Origin of the sequence: Streptomyces echinatus (assembly GCF_014203595.1) — a bacterium.
Taxonomy (GTDB): domain Bacteria; phylum Actinomycetota; class Actinomycetes; order Streptomycetales; family Streptomycetaceae; genus Streptomyces; species Streptomyces echinatus.
In genome coordinates, this window is the sequence record NZ_JACHJK010000033.1 from 1 (window position 1) to 19,492 (window position 19,492).

At 71.9% G+C, this 19,492-nt stretch carries 17 protein-coding genes, 1 tRNA gene, 2 pseudogenes and 1 riboswitch; of the genes and pseudogenes, 8 read left to right on the plus strand and 12 right to left on the minus strand.

Annotation, left to right across the window (positions count from 1 at the left end; all coding sequences use genetic code 11):
* Nucleotides 1-94: 94 nt before the first annotated feature.
* The 4 genes and pseudogenes from FHS34_RS40820 to FHS34_RS40835 form a co-directional block, all read right to left on the minus strand.
* Nucleotides 95-415: pseudogene (locus FHS34_RS40820) on the minus strand (hypothetical protein); the annotation flags it as partial.
* A 30-nt stretch (nucleotides 416-445) separates the two neighbouring features.
* On the minus strand, nucleotides 446-1,138 hold the full coding sequence (locus FHS34_RS40825; RefSeq protein WP_184975698.1) for a class I SAM-dependent methyltransferase: 693 nt from the start codon (nucleotides 1,136-1,138) through the stop codon (nucleotides 446-448).
* Nucleotide 1,139: 1 nt separating this feature from the next.
* Nucleotides 1,140-2,051, minus strand: a complete 912-nt coding sequence (locus tag FHS34_RS40830) for a phosphotransferase family protein (RefSeq protein ID WP_184975701.1) — start codon at nucleotides 2,049-2,051, stop codon at nucleotides 1,140-1,142.
* An 81-nt stretch (nucleotides 2,052-2,132) separates the two neighbouring features.
* On the minus strand, nucleotides 2,133-2,882 hold the full coding sequence (locus FHS34_RS40835) for a hypothetical protein (RefSeq protein ID WP_184975704.1): 750 nt from the start codon (nucleotides 2,880-2,882) through the stop codon (nucleotides 2,133-2,135).
* 225 nt (nucleotides 2,883-3,107) lie between these two features.
* Between FHS34_RS40835 and FHS34_RS40840 the strand changes: the two genes are divergently transcribed.
* From FHS34_RS40840 to FHS34_RS40850, 3 genes and pseudogenes are all read left to right on the plus strand, one after another.
* Nucleotides 3,108-4,460, plus strand: coding sequence for an NsdA family TPR-like regulatory protein (locus FHS34_RS40840; RefSeq protein ID WP_184975706.1), 1,353 nt, complete (start codon nucleotides 3,108-3,110; stop codon nucleotides 4,458-4,460).
* Nucleotides 4,461-4,552: 92 nt separating this feature from the next.
* Nucleotides 4,553-4,996 (plus strand): NUDIX domain-containing protein, encoded by a 444-nt coding sequence (locus FHS34_RS40845; RefSeq protein WP_184975709.1) that lies wholly within the window; start codon nucleotides 4,553-4,555, stop codon nucleotides 4,994-4,996.
* A 474-nt stretch (nucleotides 4,997-5,470) separates the two neighbouring features.
* Nucleotides 5,471-6,135, plus strand: a pseudogene (locus tag FHS34_RS40850) (nitroreductase).
* Between the two features lie 54 nt (nucleotides 6,136-6,189).
* Here FHS34_RS40850 and FHS34_RS40855 read toward each other — a convergent pair.
* Nucleotides 6,190-6,876, minus strand: a complete 687-nt coding sequence (locus FHS34_RS40855; protein ID WP_184975711.1) for a TetR/AcrR family transcriptional regulator — start codon at nucleotides 6,874-6,876, stop codon at nucleotides 6,190-6,192.
* Between the two features lie 155 nt (nucleotides 6,877-7,031).
* On the opposite strand from FHS34_RS40855, the gene FHS34_RS40860 reads away from it, so the two are divergent.
* Together FHS34_RS40860 and FHS34_RS40865 are read left to right on the plus strand one after the other, a co-directional pair.
* A complete protein-coding gene (locus FHS34_RS40860; RefSeq protein WP_184975714.1) occupies nucleotides 7,032-7,664 on the plus strand; it encodes an NADPH-dependent FMN reductase in 633 nt (210 codons plus the stop codon).
* A gap of 10 nt (nucleotides 7,665-7,674) precedes the next feature.
* On the plus strand, nucleotides 7,675-9,108 hold the full coding sequence (locus tag FHS34_RS40865; protein ID WP_184975717.1) for a DHA2 family efflux MFS transporter permease subunit: 1,434 nt from the start codon (nucleotides 7,675-7,677) through the stop codon (nucleotides 9,106-9,108).
* 26 nt (nucleotides 9,109-9,134) lie between these two features.
* Here the strand turns inward: FHS34_RS40865 and FHS34_RS40870 are convergent, their stop codons facing one another.
* Both FHS34_RS40870 and FHS34_RS40875 read right to left on the minus strand, forming a co-directional pair.
* Nucleotides 9,135-9,797: a GTP cyclohydrolase II gene (locus FHS34_RS40870; RefSeq protein ID WP_184975720.1), complete on the minus strand. Its 663-nt coding sequence runs from the start codon at nucleotides 9,795-9,797 to the stop codon at nucleotides 9,135-9,137.
* A gap of 92 nt (nucleotides 9,798-9,889) precedes the next feature.
* Nucleotides 9,890-10,426, minus strand: coding sequence for a MarR family winged helix-turn-helix transcriptional regulator (locus FHS34_RS40875; protein ID WP_184975723.1), 537 nt, complete (start codon nucleotides 10,424-10,426; stop codon nucleotides 9,890-9,892).
* A gap of 74 nt (nucleotides 10,427-10,500) precedes the next feature.
* Here FHS34_RS40875 and FHS34_RS40880 point away from each other — a divergent pair, with 74 nt between their 5' ends.
* The gene (locus FHS34_RS40880) at nucleotides 10,501-11,634 is read left to right on the plus strand and encodes a dihydrofolate reductase family protein (protein WP_184975726.1); all 1,134 of its coding nucleotides are present in this window, start codon (nucleotides 10,501-10,503) and stop codon (nucleotides 11,632-11,634) included.
* Nucleotides 11,635-11,690: 56 nt separating this feature from the next.
* Here FHS34_RS40880 and FHS34_RS40885 read toward each other — a convergent pair.
* A tRNA-Met gene (locus tag FHS34_RS40885) sits at nucleotides 11,691-11,764 on the minus strand.
* 309 nt (nucleotides 11,765-12,073) lie between these two features.
* Nucleotides 12,074-12,239, plus strand: a riboswitch (cyclic di-AMP (ydaO/yuaA leader).
* A gap of 9 nt (nucleotides 12,240-12,248) precedes the next feature.
* On the opposite strand from FHS34_RS40885, the gene FHS34_RS40890 reads away from it, so the two are divergent.
* Together FHS34_RS40890 and FHS34_RS40895 are read left to right on the plus strand one after the other, a co-directional pair.
* Nucleotides 12,249-13,307, plus strand: a complete 1,059-nt coding sequence (locus tag FHS34_RS40890; protein WP_184975728.1) for a M23 family metallopeptidase — start codon at nucleotides 12,249-12,251, stop codon at nucleotides 13,305-13,307.
* A gap of 79 nt (nucleotides 13,308-13,386) precedes the next feature.
* Nucleotides 13,387-14,331 (plus strand): aldo/keto reductase, encoded by a 945-nt coding sequence (locus FHS34_RS40895; protein WP_184975731.1) that lies wholly within the window; start codon nucleotides 13,387-13,389, stop codon nucleotides 14,329-14,331.
* A 133-nt stretch (nucleotides 14,332-14,464) separates the two neighbouring features.
* Here FHS34_RS40895 and FHS34_RS40900 read toward each other — a convergent pair whose 3' ends face one another.
* From FHS34_RS40900 to FHS34_RS40915, 4 genes are all read right to left on the minus strand, one after another.
* Nucleotides 14,465-15,781 carry a PrsW family intramembrane metalloprotease gene (locus tag FHS34_RS40900; RefSeq protein WP_184975734.1) on the minus strand — a complete coding sequence of 439 codons (1,317 nt, stop codon included), beginning with the start codon at nucleotides 15,779-15,781 and terminating at the stop codon, nucleotides 14,465-14,467.
* 41 nt (nucleotides 15,782-15,822) lie between these two features.
* Nucleotides 15,823-16,650, minus strand: coding sequence for a tRNA (guanosine(46)-N7)-methyltransferase TrmB (trmB, locus tag FHS34_RS40905; protein ID WP_184975737.1), 828 nt, complete (start codon nucleotides 16,648-16,650; stop codon nucleotides 15,823-15,825).
* A gap of 33 nt (nucleotides 16,651-16,683) precedes the next feature.
* Complete coding sequence (lhgD, locus tag FHS34_RS40910; RefSeq protein WP_184975760.1) at nucleotides 16,684-17,901, minus strand: L-2-hydroxyglutarate dehydrogenase; 1,218 nt, start codon at nucleotides 17,899-17,901, stop codon at nucleotides 16,684-16,686.
* 149 nt (nucleotides 17,902-18,050) lie between these two features.
* Nucleotides 18,051-19,475, minus strand: coding sequence for an NsdA family TPR-like regulatory protein (locus FHS34_RS40915; protein WP_184975739.1), 1,425 nt, complete (start codon nucleotides 19,473-19,475; stop codon nucleotides 18,051-18,053).
* Nucleotides 19,476-19,492 lie beyond the last annotated feature (17 nt).

A 19,492-nucleotide genomic window follows, 5' to 3' on the forward strand; every position in this document is an offset into this window, starting at 1 on the left:
TCTGATGATCAGGACGACACGAGCCGTGTAAATCGAGAGGTTTACGCACGGTTCTGTGAGGGCCGGGGGGTGAGATTCCCCCCGGCTACTCGGCGCCGTTGGGGTGGCTGGTTGTGATCTGCGGACGCGGCAGGTCGACGTGCGGCAGGGGCGAGAGGCCGAGGAGCGGGCCGATGAGCGTGGTGGCGTCCTGACGCCAGCTGGTGCACCAGACGGGGGTGACCAGGCCAGTTCGGATCACGTGCATGAGCAGGGGGCCGTGCGCGGGGTTGAGCCAGATGGTGACCGGGTTGTCGGCGGTCCGGCTGGTGGGAACGACGTCGTGGCGCGTGTGGGTCTCGGGGCCGGCTCCTTCCGCGTCCGGGAAGGGGATGAGGACGCCGTCGATGTCGAGAAGCAGGTAGGGCGGGCGCATCGGGTTCTCCCAGGGGGCCGGGGGCTGGGGTCAGAGCTTGCGCGCGGTGATCAGCAGGGTGGTGGGCCAGAGGCCTCGGCGGGCGTCGTGGAATTCCTGGACTGAGGCGAGCCAGAGACCCGCTTGTCCGAGGTGCTTCTCCCAGCGTTCGGCGTCGAACTCCCAGCGGGCGATGGGCAGGCGTGTGCGGTCGGGGAGGGTGACGTAGTCGCGGCCGGGCCGGTCGTCAGTGGAAGGGCGTCTGCCGCCGCGCTGGGGGTGGGGGACGGAGAAGGCGAGGGTGCACCCGGGTTTGAGGTGCTGGGCGATGGCCGGGAGCAGAAGCTCAGGGGCGACGAGGCCGATCGCTCCGAAGACGGAATAGATCGCGTCGAAGCGCTCGTCAGAGGCTTGCAGGTAGTGCAGCGCGTGTCCGGCGACGAAGGTGAGGTTGTTCAGCCGGCCGTAATGCGAGCGGGCTCGGCGGACCTGCAGGCCGACGAGGTCGACGCCGGTGACGTGGCCGCCGTAGCGGGTGGCGAGGTGGGCGGCGTTGTGGCCGGGGCCGCAGCCGAGTTCCAGCAGTCGCTTGCGCCGCAGATCCGGGCCGAGGATTTCGGCGCCGGGTCCGCTGCCGGGCCGTGTGGTCCATTCCATCCGCGCGGGAACGGACAGGGGCTCTGCGGGGCTGGCCGTGGTGCGCTGGAGGGCGTGGACGTACCAGGGGGACGCCTGGGCGAGCACGTCAGACCTCCAGGAGGTGGAGGACGTCGGTGAGGTGTCGGCGTACGGCCTTGATGTAGGCGGGGTCGGTGGCCGGGTCGTTGATCCAGCGGATGGACTGCTCCATGAACCACTCGACGGCCCAGACGCGGTGCCAGCCCAGCGCCCACTTCTCCGCCGGGAGCCCGCCTCGCTCGGCGAGGGCGTCGGGCGTGCCGCCCTCGGTGACGTACGTCTCCAGGAAGACGCGCAGACGTACGGGGTCGGGGTTGTCGATGGTGCCGTGCCAGCTGGCGAGGTCGAGCAGGCCGGGGCCGGTGAAGGCGCGGGCGAAGTCCAGCAGACGCCAGCCGCGCCGGCCGATGTGGAGGCTGGTGGGGTGGAACTCGGAGTGCACCCAGCCGAACGGGCCGATCGTGGCGCCGGCCGAGCGCGCTTCGGCGGCTTGGGCGATGCGGTCGAGAGCGTCCTCGATGTCGTGGGCTTCCTCCCACCGGTCCGCCTTCCGTAGGTGGCCGAGGTGTTCCAAGGCTCGCGCCGGGAGGCCGCGCAGACCTTCCTGATCGAGAACAGGCAGGGCCGCGGCCGTGCGGGTGCGGTGCAGGACCACGGCTGCGGCGGCGCCGTCGAGGTCGTCGGCTTCGCGGATGGGAGCGCCCAAGTCTTCCAGCAGCATCCCGAGCCAGCCGTCCAGGACTGCCGAGGCGTGAACGGAAGGTACGGGGACGCCGAGCGTCTTTGCCAACCGGAGTGCCTGTTCCTCCCTGTCGAAGGGCCTCCTGGCGTACTTGAAGATGGCGGTGCCGCCGTCGGTGAAGGTCAGGCGCTCGACGCCGGACATGGACCAGACGCGTACCTCCTCACGCGATGCGCAGGTGCGGTTGGCGAGGGTCAGCAGGTTGTCCAGGAGTTCGGTGTTGAGGGTCGCGTCCATGAAGGGCTCCAGTGCGGTGGTGGCGTCCGGGACGGGCGAGGAGTGCCTGCCCGCCCCGGGGCCTGGCGTGCGGTGCGGGTGCTACGCGGCAGGGCTGACGCGGTGGGCGTAGACCTGCTCGATCCAGTCGGCCTTGAAAGCCGCGAGGTCGTCCCGGAAGGCGGTCATCGAGGCACCGTAGGGGGCGACGACGCCGCCGGCCTGGTCCGGCACGGACTGGCAGCCGTGCACGAGTCGGCCGCCGAGGGCGGCGTGGGCCTTGATGGACTCGATGCGGCGGTGCTCGTTGAACCAGCCGCCGTGGTAGACCTCGTCCAACATCCCGCCCGTCTCGTCGTCCAGGTCGAAGACGACCGAGGTGGCGGCCGGGAAGAACCAGCACGGGCCGACGTTGGAGATGTGCCCGTCCAGCTCGACCTTGTTGAGCGCCATCAGCGTGGCCGCCTCGCGCAGCATCCGAAGGTGCTCGGCGGTGAACTGGGGCAGGCCGAGGACGGCGAGGTGCTCGTCGCGGAACAGGTAGGCGTACACCTCGTAGGCGGTGGACAGCACGCGGGCGGCGTCCGAGGTGGACTCACTGTGGGCCTTGATGAAGTCCAGGGCGAGCTGCTCGACCGTGCTCTCGGCGGTTTCCTCCACATCCAGGAGCTGGGACTTGACCAGCTCCCAGTCGGCGACGAGCCAGGTGTTGGACTCGAAGCGGAAGAAGTACTCGGCCGGGTCGATGGTGATGCGCCGGCCGTCGGCCTGGATGCCCGGCAGTCGGCTCCAGCGCTCGTCGAACGCCCGGGGCAGCTCGACTGTGATGGCCGTGGTGTCGATGGTGGTCACCGTGTCTCCGTCTCTGATTGGCCGCGTTCGGGCGCAGGCATGGCTGAACCCGGAGCGGTGGTACGGAACTTCGGGGAGCCGCCCGGCCGAAGGGGGGAGCCTGGTCGCGGTGTCGGACCGGACCGGGCGGCTGGTATTCAGTGAACAGGCCGTCACGCACAGTGGGTACGGTGAGAGGCAGTCGAAGCGGTATACGCGGTTTACAGCTCCGGAGCGGAGGCGATCGTGGCAGCGCAGAGAGAAACCGACTCCCGCCTGCGCGAGACCATCCAGGCGACGGGCTGCACCTACGAGGCTCTGGCGAAGGACATCCGACGTATCGCTGCCGAGAACGGCGAGACCCTCCAGACCAACAAGTCGGCTGTCTCCCATTGGGTGAACGGCAACCGCCAGCCGACCGGCCGTACCGCCCGGTACCTCGCCGAGGCACTGTCCCGGCGAGCAGGCCGCACGGTCACCGAGACGGAGATTGGTCTCCGCGGGGGCGAGGCACCGACCGAGCAGGCTGATCCCGTCCTCGCCGCGACCGACCTGGGCCGTGCCGACGTCGAACGCCGACGCTTCCTGGCCGTGGCCGCCTTCACCGCAGCCGGCGTCGCCATGCCCCTTGCGTACGACCACGAAGCCACGGCCCGCATGCTCCGGGCCCGCACCGGTAGCTCCCTCGTTGGTGCGGAGGACGTGGACGTCGTCCGCCAGATCACCGCAGCTTTCAGTGCCGCCGACGAGCGTCTCGGTGGCGGTCATGGGCTTACCACCGTCACCGCGTATCTCGCCGACACCGCGGCCCCCATGCTGCGCGGGCGGTTCCCGAACGAAGCCTTACGTCGGGCAGCCTTCGGAGCGGTCGCAGAACTCGCCTACCTCGCGGGCTGGAAGCACCACGATCTCGGCCAGGAAGGTGCCGCCCAGCGCTACTACCAGGTCGGATATCAACTCGCCTGCGAAGCCGACCCGCACGGCCACGCCGCCTGCATGATGCGCGCCCTCGCCCACCAGGCCCTCAGCCTCAAGCAACCCCACCACTGCGTCGACCTCGTCGAGGGCGCACTGACCCGCGGCCTGGGTCACGTCGACGGCCAGACCGAGGCGCTGCTTCACATCACCCATGCCCGCGCGTACGCCGCTGTGGGCGAGAAGCCCGCAGCGGCCCGCGCCCTGCTCTCCGCCGAAGACGCCCTCCTACGTGACGACGGCCCACAGCCGAGCTACTCCCGCGTCAGCGGCCCGGCCGCCGGCACCGTGGCCAGCCACACCGCCCGCACTCTGACCGATCTCGCCGACCACGTCGGCACCGAGCAACAACACCGCGATGCCCTGGTCCGCTGGGACCCCGAGAAGTACAAACGGGTCCACGCCCTCACCTACGCCGACCTCGGGGACAGTCTCGCAGCACAGGCCCGCGCTGACGAGGCCGTCGCCGCCTGGTCCCAGGCCCTGACTCTCATGGAGGGCATGACCTCTGACCGCACCCGCAAGGCGATCACCTCACTCCGCTCCACTCTCGCCGTCTACCAGCGCCGCAGGGTGCCCGGGGCGGCCGAACTGGCCCGCCGCACACGCGAAGCACTGGCCTAAGCTGCCCACCAACCGGCCGACGAAGGGACACAACCGTGGCTCAGCGGACAACCGACGACCACCCCAAAGCCCTCAAGCCCGCCCTCGAATCCATGACCCTGCTGGTCGCCGCCGTCATCGTCCACGACAAGGCCACCAACCGCGTCGTCCTCCTCCAGCGCAGCCAGAACGCCAAGTTCGCCCAGGGCATGTGGGACCTCCCGGTCGGCAAGAGCGAACCCGGTGAGCCGATTACCGAGACCGCGGTGCGCGAGCTGTACGAGGAAACCGGCCTGACAGTGAAGCCGGAGGCCCTGAAGGTGGCCCACATCATCCACGGTGCATGGGGCGTCGAAGCTCCCAACGGTTTCCTCACCGTCGTCTTCACTGCGCACGACTGGACCGGCGAACTGGAGAACCGCGAACCGCGCAAGCACGCCCAGGTCTGCTGGGTCGATGTCGCCGAGATCCCCGATGTGTTTGTGAATACCACGGCGAATGCCCTCCATCGGTACCTTGCCAATGACTCTCAGGTCTCACTCGACGGTTGGGACTGAATCAGCCAATCGGGGTGGGATTTCTTGGTTGGCCTGCCTTGAAATTCCACCCCATGTCAATGGTCTAATGCCGCCAACTTGGCACTGATGTCACGTTAGTCCCGAGAAAAATTTGAGGCGGGTCCGTTGCGTCTACGTGCTTCACGGTTCGGTGGCACGTTGCGCCGTCTGCCGTATCCGCCGAAGCGCCAGCCCTCGGGAGGAAGGCGGGCCAAGTCAGCGAGCATCTGTGCGGTCTGGCGCGTTTCGTAGTGGTCTTCCCCCAATATGCGACCGCGAGCCGCGAGAACTTTCTTCATTTCGGTGCGGGCTACGCCTGGGAATCCTAGGGCCGCCCACCTCGCCCCCACCCGCTACACCGACTGGCTCTCCTGACCGCCCCGGCCCGGCGGCCCTTCCGTCACGCCCGCCGGGTGCGGCGGCCCGGGGCGGACGGGGACCGCGCTGTGGAGCAGGCGAGCGAGGTGGATGACCGTGGATGTCTACGAGGCGGTGACGAGCCGTCGTGCGGTGCGCGGGTTCACCGGCCGGCCCGTGCCGAGGGACACGCTGGAGCGGGTGCTGTCCGCCGCGGCCTGGGCGCCGTCCGGATCGAATCTCCAGCCGTGGCGCGCCTATGTGGTGACCGGCGGGCCGCTGGCCGTACTGAAGAGGCGGGCCGGCGAGCGCGTGGCCGCGGCCGACCCCTGGGACGAGCGGGAGTACGAGATGTACCCGGCCGCGCTGAAGTCTCCGTACCGCGAACGCCGCTCCGCCTTCGGGCACGAGCGCTACAGCGGTCTCGGCATCGAGCGCGAGGACTGGGAGGCGCGCCAGCGGGCCGCCGCCGCGAACTGGGACTGCTTCGGGGCGCCCGCCGCGCTGTTCTGCCACATCGACCGCGACATGGGCCGTCCCCAGTGGTCCGACGTCGGCATGTATCTGCAGACTGTCATGCTGCTGCTGCGCGCCGAAGGGCTGCACAGCTGCCCGCAGATGGCGTGGTCGGTGTACCGCAGGACCGTCGCGGAGATCGTGTCGCCCCGGACGGCCTCATCCTGTTCTGCGGCATGTCGATCGGGTTCGAGGACGCCACGGTGGGTTACGCCCGTACGGGCCGGGCGCCGCTCGACGAGACCGTCACCTTCGTCGAGGGGTGACCGAGGAGGGGCCGCGGGGCGCGGCCACTCGCCGGCCGCCCGGCGCGGTGGTCGTCACCGCGCCCCGTAGGCCCGGAGGAACGCGGCCACCGCGCCTCTGGTCAGGCGGTCCGTCTCCGCCTCCGCCAGGGGCATCACGCCGTAGTGGGTGGTCTGGACGATCCGGTGCGCGGTCAGGGCCGAGAAGTGGCTCGCGGCGAGGGACGCGTCCCCGTGGAGGTCGAGCAGGCCGGCGTCCTCCAGATGGGTCATCGCCTCGGTGAGGGCCCGGCCGACCGGTTCCGGGCCGGCCTCCAGCCAGGCCCGGAGAACCTCGGGCGGTACGTGGTCGGCCTCCGCGTGGATGTGGCGGACCAGGGCGAAGTGGTTCGCGTAGTCGGTCATGAGCCCGGTGAAGGCGCGGGCCAGGGAGACCAGGTCGCGTTCCAGGTCGGTGGGGTGCGGCGGGCGTTCCGGGTCCAGCACGGCGTGCAGGCGGGCCAGTTGGGCGTCGCGGACCTCGCTCGACGTCCAGGTGACGACCGCCTGGAAGAGCTGTGCCTTGCCGCCGGGGAAGTGGTTGTACAGCGTGCGCGTGGAGACGCCGGCCGCCGCCGCGAGTGCGTCGACCGAGGCGCGCGCGTAGCCCTCGCGGCCGAAGACCGTGCACGCGGCGCTCGCGATGGCCATCTGCTTCTGCAGCTTGCGCGGTGACACCTCGCGCCGCGCCTGCTCCAGCCGGGACTCGTTCGTCTCGCCCACGTCCGCCTCCTTCGTGACCAGCCCACCTTAGCTGAAGTACAACGGGCGTTGTAATTTCTACAACGCTCGTTGTACTTTGCTGGAGGGTGACCGCAGGAAGCGGCCCGCCCGCGGGGGAGATCCGCCGCAGGGATCCGTCACAGAGGGGGACAGCCATGTCCGTTGCCGAAACGACCACCGTTGCCCGTACCACCGAGGACCGTCCGCTCCGCGTCGCCGTCATCGTCGGCAGCGTGCGCGAGGGGCGCCTGGGGCCGGCCGTCACCGACTGGTTCCTCGGTACCGCCGCGGAGGCCGACCCGGGCCTGGAGTTCGACGTCATCGACCTCGCCGAGGTGGACCTGCCGCTGGTGATGCCCGGCTGGGGCGGCACGCCGAGCCCCGAGGCCGCCGCAGCGCTGCGGGACGTCTCGCCGCGGCTGGCCGGCGCCGACGCCTTCGTGGTCGTCACGCCCGAGTACAACCACAGCTTCCCGGCGGCCCTGAAGAACCTCCTCGACTGGCACCTGCGCGAGTGGCAGGCCAAGCCGGTGGGCTTCGTGTCGTACGGCGGTCTCGGCGGCGGTCTGCGCGCGGTCGAGCAGCTCCGGCTGGTCTTCGCCGAACTGCACGCCCTGACCGTGCGTGACTCCGTCAGCCTGCACGGTCCCTGGTCCGGCCTCGGCGAGGACGGCGTCCCGCGCGACGCCGAGGTGTGCGCCGGCGCCGTCAAGGGCATGCTCGGCCAGCTCACCTGGTGGGGGCGGGCGTTGCGGTCCGCCCGCGCCGAGCGTCCCTACGCGGGCTGAGGGCCGGGCGATGAGCACCCTCCGGCCCTCCGGCACCGCCCGGCCGGCTCCCCCGGCCGGTGCCGCGGACCCCGCCCCTTCGGCCGTCTTCCACCGTGTCGCCGCCGTCGTGGTCCTCGGCTCGATCATGGCCGTGCTCGACATGACGATCGTCAACGTCGCGCTGCGCCGCCTCTCGGCGTCCTTCGGCGCGCCGCTGGAGACCATCCAGTGGACCGCGACCGCTTACACGCTCGCGCTCGCCGCGGTCATCCCGACCGCCGCCTGGGCGATGGCCCGGATCGGCGCCAAGCGCACCTACGTGGTGGCGCTCGCCCTGTTCACGCTGGGCTCCCTGCTCGCCGCCTGCGCCTGGGACGCGGGCAGTCTGATCGCGGTCCGGGCCGTTCAGGGGCTGGGCGGCGGGCTGCTGCAGCCGGTCGGCATGGCGATGGGCATGCGCGTCGCGGACCGGGCCCGGCTCGGCCGGGCGATGGCCCTGCTGGGGCTGCCCATCCTGATCGGCCCGGTCGCAGGCCCGGTGCTCGGCGGCCGGCTGGTCGACGCCGCCTCCTGGCACTGGATCTTCCTGATCAACCTGCCCGTCGGCGCCCTGGCCCTGATTCTGGCGGTCCGGCTGCTGCCGACGGACGCCCCCGACACCCGCGGCGCCGACCGCCCCCGGCTGGACGTGCCCGGCCTGCTGATGCTCTCGCCCGGCCTGGCGCTGCTCCTGTACGGCCTGGCCCGCGGCGGGGAGCACGGGGACTTCACGGCGCCCGGCGCGCTGGTGCCGACGCTGGCCGGGGCCCTGCTCACGGCGGCCTTCGTCCGGCGGGCGCTCGCCGTCCGCACGCCGCTGCTGGACCTGCGGCTGCTGCGCGACCGTACCTTCGCCGCCGGCATCGGCACGCTCGCCCCCTTCACCTGCGGCTACTTCGGCTCGATGCTGCTCGGGCCGCTGTACTGGCAGCAGGAGCGGGGCCTGACCGCGACGGCGGCCGGTCTCCTCGGGGCGCCGGTCGGGCTCGTGATCGGTACGACGATGCAGATCGCTGCCCGGCGGATCGACCGGGTCGCACCGCGCCGGGTGATCGCGGCGGGATGCGCGGTGGGCGCCCTCGGCATGGGCCTGCTGGCCTGGCAGACCGGCATCGCCGGGGTCGCGTCCTGGCGGATCGTCGTCGCCGGCATGGTCATGGGGGTCGGCGCCGGGATGACGCTGATGCCGGCGATGACCACCGCGACCCGTGACCTGCCCGCGGACCGGCTGGCCGGGGCGAGCACCGCGCTGAGCATCAACGCCCAGCTGGCCGCGTCGGCCGGCACGGCCCTGCTGTCGGTGGTGCTGGGCACGGCGGGTACGGACCCGGCCGGTTTCCGGATCACCTACGCCGTGGCGGCGGTGCTGCTCGCCCTCGGCATCCTGTCGGCGCTCCGGCTCCCGGCACGGCGCCTGGGCTGAGCCCGGCCCGATCCGTACGAGAAGGCTCAGCCCGCCGTCAGCTCCGACAGCTCCGTCAGCTCCGTCAGCTCCGTCAGCTCGGCCAGCGGCAGCGTGTGCTGGGTCTGGAGCACCTTGGCGCGCAGGTAGCGGACGTTGTGGGCCGTGGTGAAGACTCCGGTCGGCACCCGGTCCCGCACGGCGAGGCCCAGCGCGCGCAGTTGCCCGGCCTTGTCGGGGTTGTTGGACAGCAGGTCCAGTTCCGTGATGCCGAGGGCGGCGAGCATCTGCGCGGCGGCCGTGTAGTCGCGGGCGTCCTCCGGCAGGCCGAGGGCGGCGTTCGCCTCGTAGGTGTCGAGCCCCTCGTCCTGGAGGGCGTACGCGTCGAGCTTGTTGTAGAGGCCGATGCCCCGGCCCTCCTGGCGGAGGTAGAGCAGGACACCGCCGCTCTCGGCGATGCGCTCGACCGCCTCGCGCAGCTGCGGGCCGCAGTCGCAGCGCGCCGAGCCGAAGACGTCACCGGTCAGGCACTCCGAGTGCAGGCGCACCAGCGGGACCGGGCCGGGGTCGCCGAGGACGACGGCTAGGTGCTCCAGACCGTCCGTGAGGCCGTGGAAGGTGACGAGTTCCGCGTCGGCGCGGTAGCCGTCGGCGAAACGCAGCGGTACCCGGACGCGGGCGCGCGGGGTGGCGGCGGGGGTGTCGGGCATACGGGTCTCCGGGTTCCGTTCGGAGTGATGTGCTTCAGTTTTGAAGCACATGCAGAGGCGTGACCCTATCCCATGCTTAAAAGTTGAATCAACTACTCGTCGCCCGAAGCCCCGGCGCAGGGGGCCGACCGTCGGCGCCACGGCACGTCCTCGGTCGCGGCCGCCGCGTCCTCGCTCTCCCCCTGCAGTCCCCGCGCGATCCCTGTGCAGATCTCCTCCAGCTGCCCCACCTGCTCCGGGCTGAGCCGGTCGAACATCAGCGCGCGGACCGTCTCGACGTGCCCCGGTGCCGTACGCTCCAGTACGGCCATCCCCTCGTCGGTCAGCACCGCGAGCGAGCTGCGCTTGTCCCAGCGGCAGTTCTCCCGGCGCACCAGTCCGTCCCGCTCCAGCCGGGTCACCGCGTACGTCAGCCGGCTGCGCGTGATCTTCAGCGTCTCGGCGAGATCGGTCATGCGCAGCTGCCGGCCGGGGGCGTCGGAGAGGTTGGCCAGCACCGAGTAGAACAGGTGCGGCATGCCGCCCTCCTGCTGGAGCTGCCGGTCGATCGCGTCCTCCAGGAGGCGGGAGGCGGCGATGTAGGCGCGCCAGGCGCGCTGCTCCTCGGGGCTGAGCCAGCGGGTCGTCATGCCGCCAGTGTAGGTTTGTTTCAAACTTGAACCAAGCCGTCCGTCACCGTCCGCCTCCGGAAGAAAGAGCGCCGATGCCCCTGCCGTACGTGCTGCTGTCCGCCGCCGTCTCCCTCGACGGCTACCTGGACGACACCGGCCCCGATCGGCTCCTGCTGTCCAGCCCGGCCGACTTCGACCGGGTCGACGAGGTACGGGCCTCCGTCGACGCCATCCTCGTCGGCGCCGGCACGATCCGCGCCGACAACCCCCGCCTGCTGGTCAACTCCGCCGAGCGGCGCGCGGCCCGCGCAGCGGCCGGCAGGCCGGAGTACCCGCTGAAGGTCACGGTCACCGGCTCCGGGGACCTCGATCCGGACGCCAACTTCTGGCACACCGGCGGCGAGAAGCTCGTCTACACCACCGACGAGGGCGCAGAGCGGGCCTCCCGCCTCCTCGGGCGCACCGCCGACGTCGTCCCGCTCGGCCCCACCCTGGACTGGCGGGCCCTGCTGGAGCATCTGCACGACGTGCGCGGGGTCGGGCGCCTCATGGTGGAGGGCGGCGGCACGGTCCACACCCAGCTTCTCCGGCAGGGGCTCGCCGACGAACTCCAGCTGGTCCTCGCCCCGCTGTTCGTGGGTGATCCGCAGGCCCCACGGCTGTTCGGGCCGGGCGGCTACCAGGGCGGACGCCTGCGCCTGCTCGGCACCCGCCGGATCGAGGACGTCGTCCTCATGCGCTACACGCCCACGGCCCCCGGCACCGGCCCGCTCCCCGCCGCCGCCGACCGCCACTGGCTGCGCACCGCCTGCGAACTCGCCGCGCAGTGCCCGCCGTCCGAGACGGCGTTCAGCGTCGGCGCGGTCGTGGTCGCCGCCGACGGCACCGAGCTGGCCCGCGGCCACTCGCGCGAGGGCGCCGACCCGGTGGTCCACGCGGAGGAGGCGGCGCTCGCGAAGATCGACGCGGCCGACCCGCGGCTGCCGGGCGCCACGGTCTACAGCAGCCTCGAACCCTGCGCCCGCCGCGCCTCCCGCCCCGCCCCCTGCGCCGAGCTGATCGTGCGGGCCGGGGTGCGCCGGGTGGTCACCGCCTGGCGCGAACCCGACACGTTCGTCGCCGCGGCCGACGGCACGGGTGTCCTGACCGCGGCGGGGGTCCGGGTCGTCGTCCTGCCCGAGCTGGAGGCCCTCGCCAAGGCGCCGAACGCCCACCTGGTGGGGTGAGCGCCGGAAACACTCAGGGCCCGGAATCCTTGGGATTCCGGGCCCTGAGTCTTCAGTAGCGGGGACAGGATTTGAACCTGCGACCTCTGGGTTATGAGCCCAGCGAGCTACCGAGCTGCTCCACCCCGCGTCGTTGTGTGACCAGCATACGCCATCCGCGGGACCACTTGCACATCGCTTCCCCTGCCCCCCGTCGGCCGTCACGCAAGGTGACCGGACGGACGCCCTCCGCATAACGGCTGAGTCACCATCAAAACCGCCAGTGACTACTGAACGCTTCCGCCCTGGGGGCAACTCGCCCGTTCTGGTGGGGTACTGGCCGATAGCTCCGCCGTCAAAAACGTTAATGATCAAGCCGAACGGCTTGGAAAGTGACTGGCAGGTCTATTAACGTTCGATAACGCAGCGCGGTCGTCCCAGCCGTCACAAGAGGCGGCTCCGTGCGCACACGCCGAATCCCGTAAGGGAGCCGGGGAACCACCACCCTGGGGTGAATCACGCGAATGCCGCCGTGAACTCGCAGAGTCACGACCGGTATACGCGCGTAGGAGACCTTCCTGCTCCGAACCCGTCAGCTAACCCGGTAGGCGGAGGAAGGAAAGGAGTGCGCCCGCGTGGCGTCCAACCGGCCTGCCCCAGAAGCCCCGTTCATACCGGCTCAGCGTGAGACCGAGACCTTCGGCTACGGCTCCTACCGCGCCGAGGAGGGCCCCTGGGAGGAGTGGAACCCCACCGAGGACTCCGTCGCCCCGGTCCGTGGCCGGCACCGCGTCGCCAAGCAGCGAGGCGGCTTCGCGCGCAGCTCGACCGTCCTCGGCGTCGGCGTCATCGCCGCGGTCGGCGCGGGCGGTATGGCCAGCGCCAACTCCGGCAAGCCGCCGGTCTCCATCTCCATGCCCGACCTGCCCTCCGTCGGCTCCCTCTTCGAGGACGGCTCCGCGGACACGCAGTCGGCCCAGGCCACCGCCACGCTGAGCACCGTGGGCCTGCCCTCCACCGACGAGGGTGAGGACACCGCGGACGCGGGCGAGGTGCTGCGCAACCGGATCATGGCGCAGGCCGAGCAGCAGCAGGGCCAGGCCGAGACCAAGGCCTCCGCCGTCGCGCTCGCCGCCGCCGAGAAGCGGAGCGCCGAGGCCGCCGCCAAGGCCGAGCAGGAGGCCGCCGCCAAGGCCGCCGAGGCCAAGGAGAAGGCGGAGGCCGACGCCAAGGAGGCGGCTGCCGAGGCCAAGAAGGCGGCGGAGGAGAAGCGGCTGGCCGAGCTGGCCAAACAGTACGCGCTGCCGACCTCCTCGTACACGATCACCTCGACCTTCGGCCAGGCCGGCTCCATGTGGTCCTCCGGCTACCACACCGGTCTCGACTTCGCCGCCCCCACCGGCACCCTGATCAAGGCCATCCACAGCGGCACGATCACCGAGGCGGGCTGGGCCGGCGCCTACGGCTACCGCACGATCCTCACCCTGGACGACGGCACCGAGCTGTGGTTCTGCCACCAGTCCTCGATCAACGTCTCCACCGGCCAGAAGGTCTCCACCGGCGAGGTCATCGGCCGGGTCGGCGCCACCGGCAACGTCACCGGCCCGCACCTGCACCTGGAGGTCCACCCCGGCGGCCAGCCCACCGGCATCGACCCGATGGCGTGGCTGCGCGACAAGGGCCTCAACCCCTGACAGCCCCGTTCCGCGGGCTCGCGGGAACTCGGCGCCGGCGGCGGGATGCGATCCTCCCCCGCCGGCGTTGTCATGACGTATGACGTCACTTCGTAAACTGGGCTCTTCCGACCTCGAGGTCTTCCCCCTGGCGCTCGGCGGCAACGTCTTCGGCTGGACCGCCGACCAGCGGACCTCCTTCGCCGTCCTCGACGCCTACACCGCCGCGGGCGGCAACTTCATCGACACCGCCGACTCCTACTCCGCCTGGGTCGAGGGCAACCAGGGCGGCGAGTCGGAGACGATCATCGGCAAGTGGATCAAGGAGCGCGGCAACCGCTCCGATGTCGTCATCGCGACCAAGGTCAGCCAGCACCCCGAATTCCAGGGGCTGTCCGCCGCCAACATCAAGGCCGCCGCGGACGCCTCCCTGCGCCGCCTGGACACCGACCACATCGACCTCTACTACACCCACTTCGACAAGCCCGAGGTGCCGGTGGAGGAGATCATCGGCGCGCTGGACGAGCTGGTGAAGGTCGGCAAGGTCCGGCACATCGCCGCCTCCAACATCACCGCCGAGCGGCTGAAGGAGTCCCTCGACTTCTCCGACCGCGAGGGCCTCGCCCGCTACGTCGCCCTCCAGCCGCACTACAACCTGGTCTCCCGCGACACCTACGAGGGCCCGCTGCGGGACCTCCTCGCCCGCGAGGGCCTGTCCGCCGTCCCGTACTTCGCGCTCGCCTCCGGCTTCCTCACCGGCAAGTACCGGCCCGGCACGACCGTCGACAGCGCCCGCGCCGGCGGAGCCCAGAAGTACGCGGACTCCGAGCGCGGCCGGAAGGTCCTCGCGGCCCTCGACGAGGTCGCCGCGGCCCACGAGGCCCCGGTCGGCACGGTCGCCCTCGCCTGGCTGGCCGCCCAGCCGACGGTCACCGCCCCGATCTCCTCCGCCCGGACGGTGGACCAGCTGCCCGCGCTGCTGGGCGTGGCCGACCTGAGGCTGACGGAGGCCGAGACGGCGAAACTGACGGAGGCGTCCGCCTAGAGCCCCGACCTCGACGGGGCGTCCGCATGGAGGCCCGACCTCGACGCGGGCCGACCGGACGGCGGGGTCGGCCTGGGGCCGCCCGGCCCCGGCGCACTCGCCGCGGTGCCGTTCCCCGCCGTGAGCCGGCCGGTCACGACCGATAGGGGTTGTACTCGGGATACGACACCGCCGCGGAGCCGTACCCCGGCCAGTGGGCCGCGGGTACCGGACCCGCGTACACCGGCCGGGCCGGCGCGGCCGCCCGCGCCGCGTACTCCAGCGCCGGCCGGGCCACCTGCCTGCGCCGCCACAGCTGGTCCAGCAGCTCCCGCTCCCGCACGACGAAGTCCGCCCCGGCCTTCCCCGCGCGCCCGCGCTGCCGCAGGAACGCGAGCGAGGTGGCGTACCCCTCGTACCGCGCCACCTCCCGTGCCGCCGGCCGCCCGTAATGGTGCCGGGCGTAGTCCCGGGCCATCCGCCGCGCCCGCATCGACCCGAGCGCGAACGGCTCGGCCGGCCCCAGCCACCCGGCCAGCACATACGCCGGCAGCTCCGCCCGCACGGTCCGCAGCTCCCGATGCCGCATCCAGATCGCGAGCCAGGTCAGCAGCGCGAACGCGGGCACCATGAAGCCGCCGTAGACGGCGAAGAAGCCGTACGGGCCGAAGGTGGCGGAGCCGTTCCAGAAGGCGTGCATGCCCATCGCGAGCAGCAGGCCGCCGAGCGGCAGCAGGACGCGCCGCACGTGCTGGCGCTCGGCGGACAGCGCCGAGATGCCGAAGCCGATGCCGGTGAGGACGGTGAACAGGGGATGCGCGAACGGGGACATCACGATGCGCACGAAGAAGGTCGCGGCGGTGACGGAGGCGATGCCGCGGCCACCGGTGAGCTGGTCGGTCCCGAAGGCCGTGCCGAGGTAGAGGATGTTCTCGGTGAACGCGAACCCGGTGGCGGTGATCCCCGCTATCACCACGCCGTCGACGATCCCGGTGAAGTCCCGCCTGCGGAAGAGGAACACCAGCAGCACGGCGGCGGCCTTGGCGGACTCCTCCACGACCGGCGCTATGACCGTGGCGCCGAGGGTGTCGGCACCGGACGGGTCCGCGGTCGACGTGGCGATCCACTTCGTCGCGAAACTGTTGGCCACGATGGCTATCAGCGCCGCCGCACAGGCCCCCCAGGCGAACGAGAACACCAGGTTCCGCCAGGGCCCCGGCTCGACCCGGTCCAGCCACCGGAACGCGGATATCAGCCACGGCACCGGCAGCACCGCCAGCCCGAGCCCGACGAGGAACCCCTCCGTGCCGGTCTGCCGCCGGACGAGCGCGAGGATGACCAGACCGGACAGCGCCAGCAGCGAACTCAGTGCTCCGTACCGCACCCAACTGCGCTGCCACCAGCGCCGGTGGCGGAGCGCACCGTCGCCGGGGCTCGGGGGACAGGGCGGAAACGGAGGACTCGTGGCCACGGCATCGACCCTAACGGTGACGGGGCGAGGGGTTGATCGGATTACCGGTCCTGGCTGTGCGGCACGCGCCGGAACAGCAGGTCGTGCACGACATGTCCCTTGTCCAGTCCCTGTCCCTCGAAACGGGTCAGCGGACGGAACTCCGGGCGGGGCGCGAAACCGCCGTCGGGCCGGGTGTTCTCGAAGCCGGGATGCGCGGTGAGCACCTCCAGCATCTGCTCGGCGTACGGCTCCCAGTCGGTCGCGCAGTGCACGATCGCGCCCGGTCTCAGCCGCGTCGCGGCCAGGGTGAGGAACTCCGGCTGGATGAGCCGCCGCTTGTGATGCCGCTTCTTGGGCCACGGGTCCGGGAAGTAGACGCGCAGTCCGTCCAGCGCGTCCGGGCGGAGCATCTCCCGCAGCAGGATGATCGCGTCGCCGTTGCCCACGCGGACGTTGGGCAGGCCGTTCCGGTCGGCGAGATTGAGCAGGTTGCCCTGGCCGGGGGTGTGCACGTCGACGGCCAGGATGTTGGTGTCCGGGTCACCCGCGGCCATCTGCGCGGTGGCCTCGCCCATCCCGAACCCGATCTCCAGGACCACGGGGCGGTCGTTCCCGAACAGCTCGCCGAGATCGATCACCCGCTGCCCGTCGATGTCCAGCCCCCACTTGGGCCACAGCCGCTGCAGCGCGTCGGCCTGCCCGGCCGTCACCCGGCTCCGCCGCGGCTGGAAGCTGCGGATCCGCCGCTCGAAGTGGGACCCGGCGGGATCGGCCCTGGGACCGTCCGGGAAGCGCGGCTCTCCCTTGGCCCGGGTGTGGCGGACGGAGACACCGGGGGTGTGGGATGCCGAGGGCGGGGCGTCGGGGGTGTTCAGGGAGTCAGACACAGTAAGCCCAATTTTAGAGGTCCGGTCAGGGCGCTACAGCGCCCCCAGCATCCCCAGTGCCCGGCGGCCGATCTCCCGTCCGATCGGCAGCGAGGCGGTGGCCGCGGGCGAGGGCGCGTTCAGCACGTGCACGGCCCGGGCCCCCTCCCGGATCAGGAAGTCGTCCACCAGCGTCCCGTCGCGGAGCACCGCCTGCGCCCGCACCCCGGCGGGGGCCCGCACCAGGTCACCGGCCTCCGCGGCGGGCAGCAGTCTGCGCACCGCCCTCAGGAACGCGTCCTTCGACAGCGAGCGGTGCAGCTCCCCGGCGCCGTACCGCCAGTGCTGCCGGGCGATCGCCCAGGAGCCCGGCCACGCCACCGTCCCGGCCAGCTCCCGGGGCCGTACGACCCCCCAGCCGTATCCCTCGCGGGCCAGCGCCGGCACCGCGTTGGGGCCGATGTGCACGCCCCCGTCGATCCCTCGCGTCAGATGCACCCCGAGGAACGGGAACGCCGGGTCCGGCACCGGGTACACCAGCCCGCGCACCAGCTCGGGCCGCGCCAGCTCGTAGTACTCCCCGCGGAACGGCACGATCCGCACCTCGGGATCGTCGCCGGTCAGCCGGGCCACCTCGTCGCAGTGCAGCCCGGCGCAGTTCACCAGCACCCGGCCGCGGACCACCTCCCCGGCCGCGGTGAGCACGGCCACGCCCCGGTCCGCCCGCCGGTCCACCCGCACGACCCGCGCGCCGTACCGGATCTCCGCCCCGGACGCCCGCGCCAGCTGCCGGGCGACGCCCACGAAGTCGCACACCCCGGTCGTACCGACGTGTATGGCGGCGAGGCCCCGGACCTCCGGTTCGTACTCGGAGATCTGGGCGGGCCCCAGCTCGCGCACCTGGATGCCGTTCTCCCGGCCCCGCTGCACGAGCGCGTGCAGCCGCGGCAGCTCGTCCCGCTCGGTGGCGACGATCAGCTTGCCGGTGACGGCGTGCGCGATGCCGTACTCGGCGCAGAACTTCACCATCTCGGCGGCGCCCCGCACCGCGTACCGGGCCTTGAGCGAGTCCGGGCGGTAGTAGATCCCGCTGTGGATGACTCCGCTGTTGCGCCCCGTCTGGTGCCTGGCCGGGCCGGGCTCCTTCTCCAGCACGGTCACGCGGGTGCCCGGCGCGGCCCGCGTGATCGCATACGCGGTCGACAGCCCGACGATTCCCCCGCCGATCACGAGCACATCACAGTCGTACGCCCCGGCCCGCACCTGCACCACCTCCGCCATCGATAGTGCACTGCGCCACTGACAGCGGCTTCAAACTCCGCGCGGCACCGGCACCCGGAAAGGGCGGGGAACCGCGTGACCGACCACGACGCACCCCCGGCCGCGCGACGGCATCGCCCCGGCAGGCGGGCGGACGACCCTCACGCCGGCGCCATCAGCAACGGCCGGGCCCGTTCCCGCAGCTCCACCACCCGCGGCTCGTCACCGTACGGCTCCAGCCGGTGCAGGAGATCCTTCACGTACTCCGTCGTCCGCGCCGACGAGATCCGCCCGGCGACCTCCACGGCCCGCACCCCCTGCTCGCACGCCGCGTCCAGGTTCCCGGACTCCAGCTCGGCGACGGCGGAGACGACCAGCCGCAGCCCGTGCGACCGCACGAACTCCTCCGTCGGCTTCGACAACGCCTGCTCGGTGAAGCGGCGGACCTGCCGCGGCGCCTTCAGGTCCCGGTAGCACTCGGCCGCGTCGGCGGCGAACCGGTCGTACCCGTAGAAACCGAGCCACGACGGGTCGTGGTCCCCCTCGCGCGAGCGCTCCAGCCATCCCTCGGCCGCCTTCAGCGCCGTGCCCGCGGCCTGCGCGTCTCCCGCACGCGCGTGTGCCCGTGCCTCGACCAGCCGGAAGAAGCTCATGGTGCGGGCGGTCGCCAGGCCCCGGTTCCGCTCCAGCGCGGCCTGCGCGAGATCGACCCCCTCGTCACCGAACCCCCGGTACGTCGCCTGCAGCGACATGGAGGCCAGCACATAGCCGCCCAGCGGGACGTCCGCCGCCGCGCGGGCGAGCCGCAGCGCCTGGATGTAGTACCGCTGTGCCGCCTCCTGCTGCCCGGTGTCGAAGGCCATCCAGCCGGCGAGCCGGGTGAGTTCCGCCGAGGCGCCGAACAGGGCGCGGCCGACCTCGTCGGAGTAGGAGCCGAGCAGCAGCGGTGCCGCCTCCACCCGCAGACACTCCGGCACCATCGACGAACGCCAGTCGCCGCCCCCGTACTTGGAGTCCCACCGCCGGGCGTCCTCGGCGGCCTCCCGCAGCTTCTGCACGTCGCTGTGGCCGACTTTGATCGGTGCGCCGGACTCCTCGGCGGAGCCCGCCTCGCGCGCGACCGAGCTGTCGGCGGGGGTTATCAGCCATCGTGAGGCGGGCGTTGCGTATGCGCTCACTGCGAACGACCCGGCGAGGGACTGCCAGATGCCGCCGGCGCCGGCCCGGCGCCCGGCGAGGTCGAGACGGTACAGCTCCGTCGCCGACTTCACCGCCTGTCCCACGTCCCTGGGGAAGGCGAGCCCCACCTCGGGCGCGGGATCCGCGTCCGCCAGGCCGATCTCGTGGAGCGGCACCGGGCGGCCGAGCTTCTGGCCGATGGCGGCGGCGATGAGGTGCGGCGCGGCACCCTGCGGCACCATGCCCTTCGACACCCAGCGCGCCACGGACGTCTTGTCGTAGCGAAGCGTCAACCCGCGTTGCGCGCCGAGGTCGTTGACCCGGCGGGCGAGTCCCGCGTTGCTGATTCCCGCGAGGGCGAGAACGGCGCCGAGCTTTTCGTTCGGCCCGCGTTGCTCCCTGGACATGCGCCACCCCTCGACAC

Bases quoted from the DNA above. Each gene is read 5' to 3' on its own strand.
- FHS34_RS40830 (WP_184975701.1), bottom strand. From the start codon at position 2,051: ATGGACGCGACCCTCAACACCGAACTCCTGGACAACCTGCTGACCCTC.
- FHS34_RS40845 (WP_184975709.1), top strand. From the start codon at position 4,553: ATGACCCTGCTGGTCGCCGCCGTCATCGTCCACGACAAGGCCACCAAC.
- FHS34_RS40860 (WP_184975714.1), top strand. From the start codon at position 7,032: ATGTCCGTTGCCGAAACGACCACCGTTGCCCGTACCACCGAGGACCGT.
- FHS34_RS40865 (WP_184975717.1), top strand. From the start codon at position 7,675: ATGAGCACCCTCCGGCCCTCCGGCACCGCCCGGCCGGCTCCCCCGGCC.
- FHS34_RS40870 (WP_184975720.1), bottom strand. From the start codon at position 9,797: ATGCCCGACACCCCCGCCGCCACCCCGCGCGCCCGCGTCCGGGTACCG.
- FHS34_RS40875 (WP_184975723.1), bottom strand. From the start codon at position 10,426: ATGACGACCCGCTGGCTCAGCCCCGAGGAGCAGCGCGCCTGGCGCGCC.
- FHS34_RS40880 (WP_184975726.1), top strand. From the start codon at position 10,501: ATGCCCCTGCCGTACGTGCTGCTGTCCGCCGCCGTCTCCCTCGACGGC.
- FHS34_RS40895 (WP_184975731.1), top strand. From the start codon at position 13,387: ATGACGTCACTTCGTAAACTGGGCTCTTCCGACCTCGAGGTCTTCCCC.
- FHS34_RS40915 (WP_184975739.1), bottom strand. From the start codon at position 19,475: ATGTCCAGGGAGCAACGCGGGCCGAACGAAAAGCTCGGCGCCGTTCTC.